Source organism: bacterium (assembly GCA_037143175.1).
Classification (GTDB): domain Bacteria; phylum Verrucomicrobiota; class Kiritimatiellia; order CAIKKV01; family CAITUY01; genus JAABPW01.
In genome coordinates this window covers 1-17,440 of record JBAWZF010000024.1, presented here as the reverse complement: position 1 = coordinate 17,440, position 17,440 = coordinate 1, and the positions used below count along the sequence as shown (strand labels likewise).

The following is a 17,440-nucleotide window of genomic DNA, read 5'->3' as shown; positions in this document are numbered from 1 at the left end:
GACGCTTTGGTTACGGTAAGACAAGAGATTTAACATGGATATACAGGATTTACAGGATAAAGCGCCGCGGGAGGGGGCTCCAAAACCATCCTGTTTATCCTGTACATCCATGTTAACACTAATTCCTGAACTAATCGTTGCCGATACCTTTTGGAAACGCAGTGTTGGGCTGTCGGGGCGTTCCCACCTGAAAACCGGACAGGGCTTGCTCCTGCGTCCCTGCGGCTCCATTCATACCTGCTTCATGCGTTTCCCCATCGATGTCATCTTCCTGGACGACCACAATCAGGTGGTAAAGACCAGGCAGAATGTTGCGCCCTGGAGACTGGTCTGGGGCGGCAGGAAGGCCCACGCCGTCATCGAAGTCCAAAGTGGCTGGCTCGCTCCCCTACCCCGAGTTGGAGACGTTGTTGATGACACGAGAACTCCGCTTAGTGTGGATCAGTGAAGATCAGTGATGAAGTCTTGCTTCCGTTTTGATATGAAAGCCCTCTATGACACAAGGGAGAAATTAACATGAGATATGCTGTGATTATGGCTGGAGGATCGGGAACGCGATTGTGGCCCATGAGCCGGGAAGCCACACCCAAACAATTGTTGCCGTTTATTCAGGGGAAAAGTCTCGTCCAAATTGCCACTCAGCGGCTGGAGGGACTTGTCCCCGCCGCTCAACGGTATATCTGCGCCTCCAATAAGCAGGAACCCCTGATGCGACAGGCGCTTCCCGAATTGGGAGCCAATCAGTTTCTAGGCGAACCCTGTGCTCGCGACACCCTGAATGCGGTCGGCTTTAGCGCCGCAATCCTTGCAAAAAATGACCCGGCTGCCGTCATCGCCATCTTCACGGCCGATCACATTATTGAGCCCATCGATCATTTCCTTAAAATTGTTGATCAGGGCTACCGCCTGGCGGAAGAAATGCCACGCACCCTGGTCACCTTCGGCATAGCTCCCACACACGCCGCCACCGGCTATGGCTATCTGCAACTCAGCAAAGCCCTCGGAAACGGCGCATCGATTGTGGATCAGTTCAAAGAGAAGCCGGCTGCAGAGATGGCTGAAAATTATTTCAAGGCAGGCGCATCAAAATATCTTTGGAACAGCGGGATGTTCGTCTGGCGCGCCTCCACGCTCTTGGACTGTATGCGCCGCTATCATCCGGAAAACCATGCCGGACTCATGAAAATTGCCGCAGCCTGGGGAACGCCATCACAGCAGAAAGTCATCGAGGAAATCTATCCCACCCTGAAAAAAATCAGCGTCGATTTTGCCGTGATGGAGCCGGCCTCCCGTGACACCGCAGTCCAAGTTGCAGCCGTCCCCATGCCGCTCAAATGGCTGGACGTCGGATCCTGGCCATCGTTTGCCCTAACCTGCCCATTGGACGAGAATCAGAATGCCATCGGTGAAGGAAAATCACTACTCATGGATAGCAAGGGAATGCTGGTGGCCTCCAGCGATCCCAAGCACCTGATTGTCACCGTCGGCTGTCATAACCTCATGGTGATTCACACGCCCGAAGCCACCTTGATCTGCCCTGCCGATCAAGCCGAAAGCATCAAGGAAGTGCAGAAGCTGGTCGCCACAAAGTTCGGTGCCGGGTATGTGTAGTTCGCCAATTCACTTCCTGTAATCGGCAAAAGTACGCTCAACAAGCATGGCCGGAATAGGTTGAATGGTCGGTGCCAGCTGCAAGGCTCCCAAAGCGATACGCGCCAATTCCTCTACCGCGCGGGCTTTAAGCACCGCCTCCTCCGAGGTTTGGCCCCAGGCTACCGCACCATGACTCGCAACCAGGACGGCGGGCGTTTCAAGGTGAACCATTCGCCCGAAACGTTCGATAATCACCGCCGCCAGACTCTTTTCATAACTACGATCCAGTTCCGGTTTCCGCAACATGCGCGTGATTGGAATTTCCCCCTTGAAATGCGCAGCATGAAGGGAGCCCAGACAGGGAATGGGCCGCAGGGCCTGGGCAAACATGGCGGTATGCGGGCCGAAACTGCTGACAATAAAGCCTACCTCCATAAATGCTTGGGCAAGATACAAATGCGTGATGGCGTCAGGACTCGGGGCCAAAGTCCCCTCCAGTCTGGTTCCTGAAAAATCCAACACCAGCATATCTTCCGGAATCAGCCGCTCATGGGAAATGCTGGCAGGCTTTACGACCATCACCCCGCGCTCACGATCAAGTCCACTCACTTCACCGCGCCCTAAAAACGTCAGGTTAATGTTCTGAAGTTCGTGATTCGCATCACAAACTTCCTTACGCAAAGCTTTATACGTCATAATCCATCAATCCTTATTGTTCACACGCCATTCCCAAGCAAATGCTGTCCGCCATCCACAAAAAGTGTCTGGCCGGTCACTCCCTCAAGTCTCAACAATGCCACTACCCCGGCCGCCACGTCCTGGGGCGAAATTCGCTGGTTCAGCGGAATCCGGCCCGCATGGTCATAAAGATATTGCGACCCCTTCCCGGGCGGTGGCAACACGGCACCGGGTGCCACAGCATTCACGGTAATAGCCGGTGCCAATGCAAGGGCCGCTTCCTGAGTAAAGGCCGCCAACCCTTTTTTGGACAGCGAATAAGGCATACACTCGATATCATTTGCCAGGATTCGCCGATCCAGTAAATTGATCACGGCCCCCTGCTCCGCCTGCTCTGCAAAAAATCGCGTCAGAAATATAGGCGCGAAAAAATTAATACCCAACTCCGCATTCAACTTGCGCTCTGTCAGAGTCATCAGTCCGTTCTTGTGGAATACCGCGGCATTATTGACCAGAATATCAAGGTGCTTTGCCTGCTTGAGGGAAGCGGCGATCAAGGAGCGGCAATCAGTCTCGGAGTCAATCGCCTCACGTACCACCCACGCCTTGACCCCGCGTTCGCGGATCATCACGGCCAGTTGTTGGGCAGCCAACATCGAGCGGCTGCAGTGAATGACGACATTACATCCTTCATCCGCCAACGCCTCACAAATGGCCTTGCCAATCCTGACGGCACCACCGGTCACTAATGCTGTTTTTCCACGAAGTTTCATAATCTCCTCAAAAGGTGCCCAACCAGGATTCCAGTTTCGCATTCACACGTCCACCCGCATCCGGCAGGACCATGGCAAGACTGGCGTGCTCAGGACGCAGAATCTCACATGCCAACTGCTGAATCTCGGCGGCTGTCACCTTCTTCAACGATTCAATGCCCTCTTCCGGAGCTTTCACACGACCGTAAGCCAGGATGTGTTCGCCAATCCACATCATCTGACTCGTCGTACTTTCCAATCCCAATTGAATCTGTCCGATGGAATAATCACGGGCCCGCTCCAACTCCCGCTTACCCACCGGTGTTTCCTTAATCCGGCGCAACTCACGGGCAATCAACGCCATCGCACGCTCCAAACGGGTCCGATCCAACCCACCGGTAATTACAAACCCACCGGTATCATGAAACATATGTCCGCCACATTGAATGGCATAGGCCAGGCCATACTGCTCCCGCACGACCTGAAACAAGCGCGAGCTCATGTTCTCACCTAAAATGACACTGAATAATTTCAACGCAAACCGGCGGGGATCCCTGCGTCCAAAGGTACGGAAGCCCAATGCCATATGCGCCTGTTCCACCTCTTTTGACAGCACGTCCAGCGGCTTGCGCTTCACGCCTTTACCCAGCGGGGCAAACGGCAGTGGCAGCGCCCGCCCCTTCTCAGGGAAGGCCGCCTGCACGCGCTCAACACAGGCGGCATGATCCAATTTGCCCGCAAACGCCACAACGATATTGGCGGGGACATAATGCTTAGCCTTGTAAGCCAGCAACTCCTCGCGCCCGATGGCCTTCACAGTCTCACAAGTGCCAGCCAGGGGCCGACCCAGTGGGTGATTCAGCCACATCAGCTCACCCAGCGTTTCCTCCACCTGCTGATGGGGCTGATCCCGAACCATCATGATTTCCTCAATGATGACGTCCCGCTCCTTTTTGATATCCACCGGAGACATACGGGGATGTTGAATCATATCTAGGAGAACATCCAACGCCTGCCAGGAATGGGCCGCCGCCACACGGGCGTAATAACAGGTGTTTTCCTCCTGGGTAAAGGCATTGATGTCCCCGCCACGCCCCTCAATGGCCTGCGAGATTTCACGGGCTGTACGGCGGGTGGTTCCCTTGAAAAGAATATGCTCCAGAAAATGACTGACCCCGGACTGGGCCGCCGCCTCACACCGCCCCCCTGCGCCCACCCAGACTCCCATCGAAATGCTTTCGACGTGCGGCATGGGCGCCGTCACCACACGAATCCCGGAGGGAAGCCGTTCGCATTTGGAATTGATCATCATGCGCAGGGAGCCGATCCAGCCACCGCCCGCATGGCGGGAATGGTGACGGCCCCTTCATAGAGGGCTTTCCCCACAATAACGCCATCGAGATTGGAAAGCTTCAAAGCCGCCAGTGCGGCAATATCCTCACATTTAGAAATCCCCCCCGAGGCAATGACATTGGCTTTCACCGCCCGGCATAGAAGGCGTACACCTTCGAGATTCGGCCCCGTCAACATGCCATCCGTGGCCGTATCGGTATAAATGATGGTACGCACACCCACCGCAGCGACCTTCACGGCGAGATCGACGGCCAGCGTATCGGTGGTTTCCACCCAACCCTTGACTTGAACTTTCCCCTTACGGGCATCAATGCCAACAGCGATCCGGTCACCAAAAACCTTTACCAAATCAGCCAGCGCCTGGGGATCGGCACAGGCCCGCGTTCCCAGAATCACCCGGCTCACACCTGCGTCGAGCATCTGACGGATGTCGGCATCCGTACGTAGTCCCCCACCCAATTCCAAGGGAATGGAAATGGCGGCCGCCATGGCCTTGATCACTTCATGATGAACAGGGTGCCCGGCAAACGCCCCATCCAGATCGACCACATGCAACCAGTCGCCGCCGGCATCGGCCCACTGCTTCGCCATGGCAACCGGATCTTCAGAATAAACGGTAACAGCAGAAGCCAAACCCTGACGCAGTCTGACGCATTTGCCGTCCTTAAGGTCAATCGCTGGATATATTTTCAACTTAAATGGCCCCTTTACTTGAGGGCACACCTTTGACGCGTGCATCCTTCTGGCAGGCGGCACTCATCGCACGGGCGACCGCCTTGAAAATTGCTTCGTAGGCATGGTGCGGCTCTTTTCCATAGAGCTGGGCAATGTGCAGATTCATGCGAGCTTTCACGGTAAAGGCCTGAAAAAACTCACGGATCAACAGTAAGTCAAAATCACGGATCTTGCGGGTCCGGTTGGCTACGTCATAAACCATAAAAGGCCGCCCTCCCAAATCCACTACCGCCCGGCTCAAGGCATCATCCATGGGAATATAAGCCGATCCATAGCGCACAATGCCCTTACGGTCACCCAACGCCTGATCAATCGCATCCCCGAGCACCAGCCCGAGATCCTCAACCGTGTGATGATAGTCGACTTCCAGATCCCCATTTGCCACCACGGTGAGGTCGATCAGTGAGTGCTTGGAGAATAATTCCAGCATGTGGCTCAAAAACGGCATCTCCGTTTCAATTTTACTGATTCCGCTCCCATCAAGATTGACCGAAACTTTAATGTCTGTCTCGCGCGTTTTCCGCGCCACTGTAGCCACTCGATTCTTCATGAAATTAGCTCCCGGTATTGCTTACAAATTTTCTTAGTTCTACCACATCATCAAATGCCAGTCTACAAACTACATCCAGCCTGACTCAGAGCCGGGCTCCGGCGGCGACCAGACGCTGCCGGACTGCCCCCAGACCACCGGGTCCTCCGCCTACGACCACAACATCCGCTTCAGCGATCACCGAAATATCCCCCGCACCTTGATATTTCATTAACATCTGCATCTCCTGATATGATTAGAGCCATGGAGTATAATAATTAGGCGTTATATTGGGAATGTGAATTATCTATGGGTACTCAAAACGCTTTTCCTTTTCGTGATGCGGGATTTCTTGTAAATTATGGATAACAAAAGGTGACAATATGCCCGAACTACCAGAAGTTGAAACTGTTGTGCGAGATTTACGAGCCCATGGCCTTGAAAAGGCCGTCATCCAATCTGTGGATATTCGCTGGGCACGAACGATCGAGGGACTGACAGCTGCCCATTTTACCAAGGCCCTCTGCGGCCGCACCATCACTCGCCTGTCACGCCGCGGGAAATACATCCTGATTTTTCTCGATAATGGCCTGCAACTCCTGATCCATCTCCGCATGACGGGCAAACTCCGTTACGCGACGCTCATCGATCCGCCCGGGAAACATGACCATGTGCTGATCACCCTGACGAACGGACATCAACTCATCTTTAATGATACCCGGAAGTTCGGACGGTTCCGCCTCACCCGTGAGATCGGATCTGGGTTGAATCACCTTGGGCCAGAGCCGCTCGATGAGGCCTTCACCGTCCAGGTACTGCAGCATCAACTCAAGGGCAAGAGCCGCATGATTAAACCTCTGCTATTGGATCAGACCTGCGTGGCGGGGTTGGGAAACATCTATGTAGATGAGGCATTGTGGCAGGCCAAGATTCACCCTGAACGCCGCGCCGACACCCTGCTCCCTGCCGAAGTAAAACGTCTGCATCAGGCCATTCGCACCGTATTGCAGCGGGGCGTTGAAAACTGCGGAACCACACTGGGAACCGGAGAAGGTAATTTCTACAGCGTGGCAGGTCACCGTGGCCGTAATGCCGATGCTCTCAAGGTCTTCCGCCGCACTGGCCTGCCCTGCCCTCGCTGCCGTACCGAGATCGTCCGCACTGTGGTCGGACAACGAGGTACCCATCATTGTCCGGTCTGTCAGCACCGCTAAATGCCAATATATCTTCCACTTATTGCGGGATCACCATTTAAGGACACCTGCGGCACCCTTACAAAGTCAAATGCGGGTACTACAAAGACGATGTCATGAGTCGAGGCATTGAAGTCCCTTTGCCGAATTGACTCTCCCTGGCAAAATCAATAAAGTCTTTGGCTCATCCACGTTCAAGAAAGGAATCTGAAGTCGTATGACGACACAGTTAATCGCTGCACGAAAAGGAATTATCACTGAGGTTATGGAAGTAGTCGCCCGCTTGGAAGGCGTTCCAGCCACCTTGGTGCGAGACGAAATTGCTTCAGGCCGGGCCGTCCTGCCAGCCAACCCCGCCCACCCCATGGCCAAACCCGCCATTGCCGGACGTGCCTTCCGCACCAAGGTAAACGCCAATCTGGGCCGCTCCACAGAGCGGTCAGAAGCCGGGGAAGAACTTTGCAAACTCGACATCGCCCTGAAGGCCGGTGCCGATTTTGTCATGGATCTCAGTGTCGGTGCCGATCTGGCTGCCATCCGTGCCGGAATGCTCAAGGCCAGTCCGGTTCCGCTGGGAACCGTCCCCATGTACGAGGCCATCTCTCGCCTTAATGGCAAAGCCATGGATCTCACCGCTGAAGTCCTCATTCAGGTGATCAAGGAACAAGCGGAACAGGGAGTCGACTTTATGACCCTGCATGCCGGACTGCTCCAACACCATGTCCCCCTCGCCCTGAAACGCAAGCTGGGTATTGTCAGCCGTGGCGGCTCTTTATTGGCCGAGTGGATGCTCCTCCACAAAAAAGAAAACCCCCTTTTCACCCACTGGGATGAAATCATTGAAATCTGTCGCAAACATGATGTCACTGTCTCACTTGGCGATGGACTGCGGCCGGGTTGCCTGGCGGATGCCAGTGATGAGGCCCAGTTTGCCGAACTTGACACCCTGGCTGAGCTGGTAAATTGGTGCCGTCGGGAAGGCGTGCAGGTCATGGTCGAAGGACCCGGCCATGTTCCGTTCAACCAGATCCAATCCAATATGGAACGTCAGCAGAAAATTTGCGACGGGGCACCCTTCTATGTACTGGGCCCGGTTGTCACCGATATCGCCCCTGGCTACGACCATATCACCTCCGCCATTGGCGCCACATCGGCGGCCTATTACGGTGCCTGCCTGCTCTGTTACGTCACCCCTGCCGAGCATCTCGGCCTGCCGACCGGCGAAGAGGTTCATCAGGGCGTGATCGCCTATCGCATCGCCGCCCACGCCGCCGATGTGGCACGCGGACTGCCCGGCGCCCGCGTCGTCGATGACGCCATGGCCGATGCCCGTTTTGCTTTCGACTGGAAGCGCCAATTCGAACTGTCCCTGGATCCTGAACATGCCCGGAAGCGTTACGAGCAAACCCGCGTCTGCAAAGAGGGCGAAGACGACCACTGTTCCATGTGTGGCCCCGATTTCTGCGCCATGCGCACAAGCAAGAGGATTTATGAGCACAAAACCAATTGACCGCGTCCTTGAAATTATGCGGAAGCTACGGGATCCCGAAAAGGGTTGCCCGTGGGATCGCGAACAGAATCTGGAATCGCTCAAACCCTTCCTGATCGAGGAGTGTTACGAGCTGATTGATGCCATTGATTCCGGCGACGTTGAGAAGCATAAGGATGAACTGGGCGATATGCTGCTTCAGGTCGTCTTTCAGGCCCAACTCCGCCAGGAAAAGGGCGAATTCGGGTTTGACGACATCTGCACCGTGCTCGCCGAAAAACTGATCCGCCGCCACCCGCATGTCTTCGGCGACGTCACGGTGACCGGCTCCAAGGACGTTCTCACCAAATGGGAACAGATCAAGAATACAGAAAAGAAAAACGGCAAACGTTCCGTAGTCGACGGGGTCCCCAATCACCTGCCCGCCCTGATGAAAGCGCATCAGGTTCAAAGCCGGGCCGCCCGCGTGGGTTTCGACTGGTCCGCCATCCATGATGTCATGGCGAAACTGGAAGAGGAACTCGAAGAGACCAAAGAAGCCATGCGTTCGGGAAATAAAGAGCACATTGCCGAAGAAATCGGGGATCTGCTCTTTTCCGTAGTCAACCTCAGCCGCTTCCAGAAATTACATGCCGAAGAGCTGCTCGCAGCAACCGTCCGCAAGTTCTCACGCCGGTTCCAGGCCGTGGAAGCCCTTGTTCATGCCGCGGGCAAGCAAATGACGGATTGCACGCTGGCCGAACTTGACGCTTTCTGGAACACAGTCAAAACACACCAAACATTGATCAATGTTACAGAATGATGTCGAGTTCGCCCCTGAGATAGGTGACCGCATAGCCGCCGATTTTAACCCGGTCGCCATGGTCCTGGCAAAAGAGTTCACCGCCGCGGGCGGAAACCTGGAGGGCATGAAGTTCCTTCTTTTTGAGCCGCCGCGACCAGTAGGGAATCAGGGTTGAATGGGCAGAGCCAGTTACGGGATCCTCATTAAGGCCGACTTTGGGAGCAAAGAAGCGGGAAACAAAATCCACGGAATCACCAGGGGCGGTCGCAATGACACCCAGACAATCCCACTCACGCAGTTTCTCGAAATCGGGTTGAAGGGACTTCACATCCGCTTCGGATTCGAACACCACCAGATAATCCCGCGCCCGCCATATTTCCTGCGGCATAGTGCCCAATACAAACTCCACCCCGTCCGGGGCCGCACAGCGCACCGGCGGTCGCGCCGGGAAATCCAACATCATCATATCCTCAACCCGCGCCACACTCACCTCGCCACTGCGGGTCTTGAAGGTGATGCTTTCCGCATCCAGGCCTGTCTCAAAAAAGATCGCATGCGCCGTAGCCAGCGTCGCATGGCCGCACAAATCGACCTCCATGATCGGAGAAAACCAACGGAGGCCATATCCTTCGCTTTCGCGGATAACAAAGGCGGTTTCAGATACCCCGTTCTCGGCGGCAATTTTCTGCATCACATCATCAGGCAGCCAGCCTCTGGCCAAAAAACAAACCCCGGCCGGGTTCCCTTTGAATCGCTCCTCCGCAAATGCCGCCAACTGATAGTAGGGTATTTTCATGTGCCGCTCCTGATATCCAGCAGATTCAATTGCAGGGTTGTCCGGTTCATATAAGTGTTGGTACGCAAATTAAACGCCAAATCCACGGGGCCATCGGGCAAATCTTTCAACTGATCTGCCATCTTGAATCCAATCGCATCACACACATCATGCCCCACCCCCACTCGCATCTTGAGATGAGATTCCTTAAGAATCCGGGGGGCTCCCACGATTTGGACGCTTTTCAAGCCCCACACCGGCTCGGCATTGCTTTCACCATAAGGCCCCATGCGGGTGGTCACATCCAGAAACCCGGGATCCAATACTTCGGCCAGGGAAACCCAACTATCCAATGCCAGGGTTCGTCGGAGGTCACGTCCCTTCAAACCCTTCTCACAAACCGTATAAAACGCCTTCTGGAACGACTCAAACACCCCATGCTGTAACTCTAAGCCAGCCGCCATTTCATGACCACCATGCCGGCTCAAATACTCACTGCAAACATTCAGGCCACCCAACAGATCAAAGCCCTCAATGCTGCGGCAGGAGCCCCGCCCTACCCCATTCTCATCAAAGCCGACTACAATCGCAGGTCGTCCATACTTACTCACCAGCCGTGAGGCGACAATGCCCACCACGCCGACATGCCATCCGATGTCTCCCACCACAATTCCAAAATGCAAGTTGGGATCGTAATTGGCCTCGATCCGGCGGACAGCTTCCTCCATGATTTCACTCTCGACCTGTTTGCGATCCTGATTGGCAGAATCCAAAAAGACCGCGAGTTCACGGGCTTTAGCGGGATCCTCAGTGAGCAAAAGTTCCAGGGCAACATCCGCTTTACCCATACGCCCGGCGGCATTCATTCTGGGCCCGAGCACAAACCCGACATGATAGGTACCGAGTTCCCCAGTCGCTCCGGCGACCTCGGAAAGGATCCGTAACCCCAAACGCTCCCGGCGGTTCAATTGGGCAAGCCCATGCCGAACCAGAATCCGGTTTTCATAAATCATCGGCACCATATCCGAAACGGTGCCCAGCGCCACAAGATCCAGGAACTCCCGTAAATCCAGAGCCATGGCGCATTTCTGTTTTTGATCACGCCCCTTTTTCAGCAAGGCATGACAGACCTTGAAGGCAACACCAACACCCGAAAGACAGCGGGCCTGCAGGTCTGAACCCAGCTTGGGATTAACGACCGCCACCACTGGCGCCAGCCCGCCCATCCCCACCTCATGATGATCGGTCACCACAATATCCACACCAGCCTTGGACGCCGCGGCAGCGGCTTCATGTGAGCCGGATCCACAGTCGGTGGTAACGATCAGACTCGGGTTGAAAGCACTGATACACCGCGCCACGGTCTCCGCATTCAGCCCATACCCCTCCTCCGTACGGCTGGGAAGAAATCGGAATACCTTCCCGCCCAGGCGGGTAAGGACATGGCTCATCAAGGCAGCGCTGGTCACGCCATCGACATCATAATCCCCATACACCACCATCGTTTCACCCGCCTTGATCGCCTTCCATATTCTGACCACCGCAGCGTCCATGGCCGGCAGGGTGAAAGGGTCGACAACGTCACTTAGCCTGGGGTTCAGAAACCGTTCCACATCGCCGGCGGCAGATACGCCACGCAACAGGAGTGCCCGGGCCAAGGGGGCTGGCAACAAAGAACGACGGGCCAGTTCTTGAACTGGCCCGTCTTCCGTCTCTCGAAGTCTCCAATTTTTCACGAAGCTTATTTCTGTCCGAGATCCGGGGCCTTCCAGCGGTACCAGGCCAAGGTTACAGGAGTGGCAATATAGATACTTGAGTAGGTACCCGTGATCATACCCACCAACATGGCAACAGAGAAGTCCTTCAATGCGCCACCCCCCATAATGAGCAGGAACAGCACCGACACAAGAGTGAAGGAACTGGTCAGCAACGTACGGGACAGGGTTTGATTAATACTATGATTACACAATTCCTTGAAGGTCTGGCCGCCCCGATAAAGGCGCAGATTTTCGCGAATTCGATCAAAGATAATCACCGTATCATTGCTCGAGTAACCAATAATGGTCAGTACCCCGGCGATCAGCGTCATCGTGATCGGGAAGCCAAACAGATGGCAGATACCGATTGTAATCATGGCATCATGAATGGTCGCCACCACGGCTCCAAGCCCGAAGCCGAATTCAAACCGGAAGGCAATATAAATAACCATGGCCAACGTACCCAAGATAATTGCCCAAGCGGCACGCGCTTTCAATTCCTTTCCGATTTGAGGGCCTACATCGTCCTGCTGCATCAGCTTGAAGCCTGCCTGGGGAATCTTGGTGGTGAGCAAAGATTCAACCTGCTTGCCTTCTTCCAACGTTGCAACCTTAACCAAAAGAATCTCGCGCGTCCCGGCCTCCATGCCCTTCTGGAATTGAATAGACGGATCTTTAATCCCGCCGCCTGTCAAAACATTACGGACGCCATCGATTTCAGGCTTGTCCTGAAAGCTCATCGTCAACTGCGTTCCCCCTGTGAAGTCCACGCCGAAGACACTCGATTTATCTTTCATCCCATGACCAATCATCAAGGTCCAGGAGACCACCACTACCGCAAAGGTGCCCCCCAGCATCCATTTCCATTTCCCGATGAAATCGAAATTCGTCTCAGGAATAAACGACAACATCTTCATGATGGATACTTTGTTGGTCCGTTCAGCGATCAGCATATGGCACATATGGGTGACCGTCACAGCGGTATAAAGATTGATCAACAGACCGGCAATCAAGGTGATGGCATAGCCACGAACCGGGCCTGATCCAAAAATAAACATGATCACGGCCGTCAAGATGGTGGCCACATGGGAGTCAAACACCGCCGCAAAGGCACGTGAAAAACCGGCATCAATGGACGCCTTGAGGCTCTTGCCGCCCTTGATTTCCTCACGAATACGCTCAAAAATCAGAACGTTCGTATCCACGGCCATACCAATACTCAGGGCAATACCCGCAATACCCGGTAACGTCAACACCGGCAGGGCTATGGCGCTTCCGGCCCGGGCATCACTGGAGAACATCCCGAGAATACCGGCCACCACGATCATGCCCAAGGGCAACAACACCACATTCAGGATCAGCGCCAAATCGGCCAGCAAGCCGTTGACCAGATAATAAAGTGCCATCAGGATAATGATCACCACACAGCCATACAGACCGGCATTCATACCGCTGGTAACCGAATCCTTACCCAGTGTGGGATCTACCACCCGGCGTTCAACAATTTCAACGGGGGCGGGCAGTGAGCCAGCCTTCAGAATATGGGTCAGGAACAGGGCCTCACTGAAGGTGAAACTACCGCTGATGACCGCACGTCCGCCATGAATGGCCTCTTTGATCACGGGGGCGGAATACAGTGAACCATCAAGCACAATCGCCATCTGACGACCAACGGGGCCCGGGTTCTTGGCTCCACCGGGCGCATATTCGCCGGTTACCCGCGCAAATTTACGGGATCCTTCGGGATTGAACTCAAGACTGACAACCGACTGCCCGACGCCCTGGGTATCCACCGTGGCACGCTTCAGGGTATCGCCCGTCAACTGCGCCGTTTTTTCGACATAATAAGGCATGAACGCTTCACGTCCGCCCACTTTCTGTTTTTCAAAAAGGAGTTCACAGCGTCGGGGGGCATTGAAAAGTGACACCTTCGCACGGAATGTGGAATCCATTTTTTCGTCTGGAACGGCCTGCCGGTCACGAACCAGATATTCGCGGGAAGCGCCGCCATCGGCGAGGGACATAATCTTGTACCCTTCCGGCGCAACACCCTTCTCAAACAGTTTATTGATCAGTTCAGAATTCTTTTCGTGAACCATGCGGAATTCAAGGAAGGCCGCTTCTTTGAGCATACGCGCCGCTTCATCACGCTTCTTTTCATCGACGCCGGGAAGCTGAACGACAATGCGATTATCCTTCTCCGGGAAGATGATCGGTTCGGCGATGCCCAGGCCATCCACACGATTCCGGATCACTTCAATGGCCCGTGCCTGGGCTTCCTTGAGGGTAGTGATCATCCGATCCTTCACGCGGACCGTGACCTGCTCTTCAGACAATTTGGCGAAATCTTCGGCGCCCAACTTGGCCTTCATCTCCTCACGGATCTGATCCGACATGGCGGATTCGTCGATCTGCACCGTAAAGCTGGTTCCGCCCTTGATATCCAAACCAAAACGAACCTTATCCTTGACGGGGAAAACCATCGCAACCGACATCCCCACCAGAACAATCAGCAACATCCACTTAAAGATCGTTTTCTTATCCATAATCGACTACTCCTCGCTACCCTCGCCCATTATTACTTAGAAATTTCCACGCTGGCGGGAACTTCATCCTTGCCCAGCACGCGGATCACGGCACTACGGACAATCTCCACCTTGGTGGTTTCTGATACCTTGATGACCAGCAACTGCTCTTTGACAGTCGCCACCGCCCCGATCATTCCGCCGCAGAACATAACGCGATCACCAACCTTGATGCTATCCACCATCGCCCGGCGTTCTTTTTCCCGCTTCTGCTGGGGGCGGATCATCATAAAATAGAAGAGCGCGAAAATGATGACCATATAGCCCATCATCAACATTCCGCTACCGCCCTGCGCCTGTCCGCCAGCCGGAGGTGCACCCATACCTAAAAACAACAGTGTCGTCGTCATGCTCATTTAATTCTCCTTATTAGTTGCGTAAAATTCCTGTCTAAACTCATCAAACACCCCATGATCCAGCGCCGCTCGCATCTCGCGCATAAACTCTAAAGTCCTGTGCAGGTTATGGATCGATAACAGACGCACCCCCAGGATTTCCTTCACATTCATCAGATGCCGGATATACGCCCGCGTGAAGTTCTGGCAGCAATAACACTTGCAGCCCTCTTCAACCGGACGGGTATCCTCTTTGTACAGTCCGTTCCGAACCGGGAAATGTCCCGTTCGAGTCATCGCCGTACCATGCCGGGCATATCGCGTGGGCATGACACAATCAAACATATCAATGCCCAATGCCACCGATTCCACGAGTTGCTTCAACACGCCCACACCCATCAGATAGCGCGGCCGATCCACCGGCAATTCCGCCACACCGTTCTTTACGGCCTCCAGCAGAACCGGTTCCGGCTCGCCCACACTCACGCCCCCGACGGCATAACCATCAAAGCCGATCGCGACCAATTCGCGGGCACACCTCGCACGCAGGTCGGCATATTCGCCGCCTTGCACAATTCCAAAGACCAGTTGGCCGTTCCGCGGATGCAGTTCGGCACATAAAGCGGCCCATGATAGGGTTCGCATTACGGCCTGACAAGCGTATTCGTAGGTACTGGGATAGGGAGGACACTCGTCAAAAGCCATCATAATATCTGATCCGAGTCGGCGCTGGATATCCATCGCCTCACGAGGCCCCAAAAACAGCTTTGTTCCATCAATATGCGAGGCAAATTCAACCCCGTCAGGCTTGATTTTGCGGAGTTTGGAGAGGCTGAAGACCTGAAAACCGCCGCTATCAGTCAAAATGGGCCGGTCCCACCCCATAAACCGGTGTAAGCCACCGCATTTTTCAATGATAGCCACGCCAGGCCGCAAACTCAGGTGATAGGTATTCCCTAAAATAATATCGGACCCCGCCTCCTTCATCTCCACGGGAGTCATGGCCTTAACCGTTGCTTGAGTCCCCACCGGCATAAACACCGGGGTTTCAATGGCCCCATGCAAGGTCCATAACCGCCCACGCCGCGCCTTGCTTTTGGGATCAGTCGCCAGAAGTTCGTAGGTGCCCGGCGCCTTCACTTGGCAACCGTCGCCATCAGGGCCACATCGGCCAGCACCAGCGCCGCCATTGCCTCAACCACCGGCACAGCCCGGGGCACCACACAGGGATCGTGCCGGCCACGCGCTTTCAATTCACACTTCTGACCATCCCAATTTACCGTGGACTGGGCACACCCGATCGTGGCTGGCGGCTTGAACGCCACCCGGAAAAGAATCGATTCCCCATTCGAGATGCCACCCTGGATCCCGCCACTGTTATTAGTCAGTGTTCCCAGCGATTTGCCACGCTTCACAAATGGGTCATTATGCACCGAGCCACGCAAACTGGTGGCAGCAAAGCCCAATCCAAACTCGAAACCGCGTGTGGCCGGAATGGTCAGCATGGCACCAGCCAGCAGACCGGACAGCTTGCCGAACACCGGTTCACCCCACCCTGCCGGCACATTGCGACAGACGCAGGAAACCACGCCACCCACCGAATCACCGGCCTCCTTCAGGGAGCGGATCAGCGTGGCCATGGTAGCCGCCTGCGCCTGATCCGGACAACGAACAGGGTTTTTGTCTACCTGCGCCCGGGAAATCGTCGCCGCGTCCACATCGGCAGCCTCAAGTTCTCCCACAGACTGAACCCAGGCGACGATCTCAATCCCGAACCGTTCATGAAGCAGTTTTTCGGCTACCGCACCAGCGGCCACCCGCGCCGCCGTCTCACGAGCGCTTGCACGACCACCCCCACTGGAGGCCAACACGCCGTATTTCGTCATATAGGTGAAATCCGCATGGGAGGGTCGCGGCGCCGCCCGCATTTCACCATAATCCTCAGGTTTGGTATCCCGATTAGGAATCACCAGGGTCACGGGCGAGCCTAAGGTGACCCCTTTCTGCATCCCTGAAATAATCTGTACGGTGTCGGATTCCTGACGCGGTGTGGTCAAATCGCTTTGCCCCGGACGACGCCTATCCAATTGCGGCTGAATGTCGGATTCCTTTAAATGAAACTGAGCCGGCAGGCCGTCAATGACAGCACCCACCATTGGCCCATGCGACTCACCAAATGTTGTAACGCGAAAGACGGTTCCAAATGTATTGCCCATAAATCGTTTCTCCAATCCGCGTACAGTACGAAATCCATCTTGCTCAATGCAATGGTTTCTTGGATAATGATGTATATTGAAATGAGGTCGTCCTCATAAGGGGCATTTTCGTGAGAGATCAAAACAAACGTTTTCCGATTATCATTCTCTTGCTATGCGTGGTGGCATGCAGTTTGATTGCAGGCTATTTTTATTATCTTTCCCTTACCCCGGAGCTTGACAATATGTCAAGGTTACAAGCCATGCTGAAGGGTGATAAGAGTAATAACGACTCCGCTCCTTCAACTAAAGCCGTAACTACATCAGGCCCCATACTCCCTGCCAACACAACCTCAGACAAACCCGATATCGACGTCGCCAAAGTCGAATTCGAGAGCAAACTGGCAGGCTTGGCCGCAGGTACTACGGATGCCGATCTCCAAAAGACTTCTGAGAAATATGCCCTCCCCCCGCCCCGACTGGCACCCGATATGTTTACTTTTTTTTCACTTCCTTCCGATGCGCCTTTCGCAGAATTCCCACTTGTATTAGTTGGTCAGAAAAATCTTGAATGGGTTCGAACCCGGTCAGGTACTGACGGTGGCGGAGCGATGGGTGTTGACGGATCGCAACCTTCTTCCATTTACGGAAACCCACACCCAAAGCCACCACCGACACCCCCCGGGC

Annotated in this window: 18 protein-coding genes; 6 read left to right on the top strand and 12 right to left on the bottom strand. The window is 54.7% G+C overall.

Going from position 1 to position 17,440, the window contains the following annotated elements; genetic code table 11:
• Positions 1-109 precede the first annotated feature (109 nt).
• Positions 110-448 (top strand): DUF192 domain-containing protein, encoded by a 339-nt coding sequence (locus tag WCI03_09030; protein ID MEI8139997.1) that lies wholly within the window; start codon positions 110-112, stop codon positions 446-448.
• Positions 449-516: 68 nt separating this feature from the next.
• The gene (locus WCI03_09025) at positions 517-1,611 is read left to right on the top strand and encodes a mannose-1-phosphate guanylyltransferase (protein ID MEI8139996.1); all 1,095 of its coding nucleotides are present in this window, start codon (positions 517-519) and stop codon (positions 1,609-1,611) included.
• Between the two features lie 9 nt (positions 1,612-1,620).
• Here the strand turns inward: WCI03_09025 and WCI03_09020 are convergent, their stop codons facing one another.
• The 6 genes from WCI03_09020 to WCI03_08995 form a co-directional block, all read right to left on the bottom strand.
• On the bottom strand, positions 1,621-2,289 hold the full coding sequence (locus WCI03_09020) for a class II aldolase/adducin family protein (GenBank protein ID MEI8139995.1): 669 nt from the start codon (positions 2,287-2,289) through the stop codon (positions 1,621-1,623).
• Positions 2,290-2,309: 20 nt separating this feature from the next.
• On the bottom strand, positions 2,310-3,044 hold the full coding sequence (locus WCI03_09015; protein MEI8139994.1) for an SDR family NAD(P)-dependent oxidoreductase: 735 nt from the start codon (positions 3,042-3,044) through the stop codon (positions 2,310-2,312).
• Positions 3,045-3,051: 7 nt separating this feature from the next.
• Complete coding sequence (locus WCI03_09010; protein MEI8139993.1) at positions 3,052-4,335, bottom strand: pitrilysin family protein; 1,284 nt, start codon at positions 4,333-4,335, stop codon at positions 3,052-3,054.
• Positions 4,332-5,069: a 1-(5-phosphoribosyl)-5-[(5-phosphoribosylamino)methylideneamino]imidazole-4-carboxamide isomerase gene (gene hisA, locus WCI03_09005; GenBank protein MEI8139992.1), complete on the bottom strand. Its 738-nt coding sequence runs from the start codon at positions 5,067-5,069 to the stop codon at positions 4,332-4,334. The genes WCI03_09010 and hisA overlap by 4 nt, the downstream gene beginning before the upstream one ends.
• 1 nt (position 5,070) lies before the next feature.
• Positions 5,071-5,661: an imidazoleglycerol-phosphate dehydratase HisB gene (gene hisB, locus WCI03_09000; protein ID MEI8139991.1), complete on the bottom strand. Its 591-nt coding sequence runs from the start codon at positions 5,659-5,661 to the stop codon at positions 5,071-5,073.
• Positions 5,662-5,746: 85 nt separating this feature from the next.
• Complete coding sequence (locus WCI03_08995) at positions 5,747-5,872, bottom strand: hypothetical protein (GenBank protein MEI8139990.1); 126 nt, start codon at positions 5,870-5,872, stop codon at positions 5,747-5,749.
• A gap of 151 nt (positions 5,873-6,023) precedes the next feature.
• Here WCI03_08995 and mutM point away from each other — a divergent pair, with 151 nt between their 5' ends.
• From mutM to mazG, 3 genes are all read left to right on the top strand, one after another.
• Positions 6,024-6,854 carry a DNA-formamidopyrimidine glycosylase gene (gene mutM, locus WCI03_08990; GenBank protein MEI8139989.1) on the top strand — a complete coding sequence of 277 codons (831 nt, stop codon included), beginning with the start codon at positions 6,024-6,026 and terminating at the stop codon, positions 6,852-6,854.
• Between the two features lie 196 nt (positions 6,855-7,050).
• Entirely contained in the window at positions 7,051-8,343 is a 1,293-nt protein-coding gene (thiC, locus tag WCI03_08985) for a phosphomethylpyrimidine synthase ThiC (protein MEI8139988.1), read from the top strand.
• Positions 8,324-9,124: a nucleoside triphosphate pyrophosphohydrolase gene (gene mazG / locus WCI03_08980; protein MEI8139987.1), complete on the top strand. Its 801-nt coding sequence runs from the start codon at positions 8,324-8,326 to the stop codon at positions 9,122-9,124. Before thiC ends, mazG begins: the two co-directional genes overlap by 20 nt.
• Here mazG and WCI03_08975 read toward each other — a convergent pair.
• The 6 genes from WCI03_08975 to aroC are packed head-to-tail and all read right to left on the bottom strand — an operon-like array spanning position 9,114 to position 16,774.
• A complete protein-coding gene (locus WCI03_08975; GenBank protein ID MEI8139986.1) occupies positions 9,114-9,902 on the bottom strand; it encodes a PhzF family phenazine biosynthesis protein in 789 nt (262 codons plus the stop codon). The two genes, mazG and WCI03_08975, sit on opposite strands and share 11 nt — an antisense overlap.
• Positions 9,899-11,617, bottom strand: a complete 1,719-nt coding sequence (gene recJ / locus WCI03_08970) for a single-stranded-DNA-specific exonuclease RecJ (GenBank protein MEI8139985.1) — start codon at positions 11,615-11,617, stop codon at positions 9,899-9,901. Before recJ ends, WCI03_08975 begins: the two co-directional genes overlap by 4 nt.
• 5 nt (positions 11,618-11,622) lie before the next feature.
• Positions 11,623-14,184 (bottom strand): protein translocase subunit SecD, encoded by a 2,562-nt coding sequence (gene secD, locus WCI03_08965; GenBank protein ID MEI8139984.1) that lies wholly within the window; start codon positions 14,182-14,184, stop codon positions 11,623-11,625.
• Between the two features lie 32 nt (positions 14,185-14,216).
• Positions 14,217-14,579, bottom strand: coding sequence for a preprotein translocase subunit YajC (gene yajC / locus WCI03_08960; protein MEI8139983.1), 363 nt, complete (start codon positions 14,577-14,579; stop codon positions 14,217-14,219).
• Positions 14,580-15,698 (bottom strand): tRNA guanosine(34) transglycosylase Tgt, encoded by a 1,119-nt coding sequence (gene tgt / locus WCI03_08955; protein MEI8139982.1) that lies wholly within the window; start codon positions 15,696-15,698, stop codon positions 14,580-14,582. It lies immediately after the preceding gene.
• Complete coding sequence (gene aroC / locus WCI03_08950; protein ID MEI8139981.1) at positions 15,695-16,774, bottom strand: chorismate synthase; 1,080 nt, start codon at positions 16,772-16,774, stop codon at positions 15,695-15,697. The genes tgt and aroC overlap by 4 nt, the downstream gene beginning before the upstream one ends.
• A gap of 110 nt (positions 16,775-16,884) precedes the next feature.
• Between aroC and WCI03_08945 the strand changes: the two genes are divergently transcribed.
• On the top strand, positions 16,885-17,440 hold a 556-nt coding region (locus WCI03_08945; protein ID MEI8139980.1), incomplete at its 3' end, for a hypothetical protein.